General features: G+C 72.6%; 1 protein-coding gene. It reads left to right on the forward strand.

Features of this window, described 5'->3' with window-relative positions; all coding sequences use genetic code 11:
• A partial coding sequence (locus AC1DSF_RS31090; protein WP_478184161.1) for a TetR/AcrR family transcriptional regulator occupies positions 1-405 on the forward strand: 405 nt, incomplete at both ends.

Below are 405 nucleotides of genomic sequence, written 5' to 3' on the forward strand. Positions count from 1 at the left end.
CCGCTGGACGAGATCGCCCGGCGCGCGGGCGTCGGCATCGCCACGCTGTACCGCCGCTTCCCGGACCGCGACGCACTGATCCGCGGCGTCGTCATGCACACGTTCACGGTACTGTCCGACACGGTGCGGGCCGTCCGCGAGGAGGCCGCCGACCCGTTCGACGCGCTGCGCCGCTTCATGCACGTCGCGCTCGACGAGAAGATCGGCGCGGCCATGCCCGCCCTGGTCGGCCGCGTGGTCTTCGACGACGAGCTGGACAACGCGCGGCTGGGCCTGGGCAGCCCCATCGAGGATCTGCTGCGGGAGGCGCAGGCGGCCGGCCTGGTACGTCCCGACGTGGCGTTCGGCGACATCACGCTCATGGTGATCCGGCTGTGCCGTCCGCTTCCGGCGGTCGCCAAGCTG

It is taken from the genome of Variovorax sp. 01N429 (genome assembly GCF_056399425.1).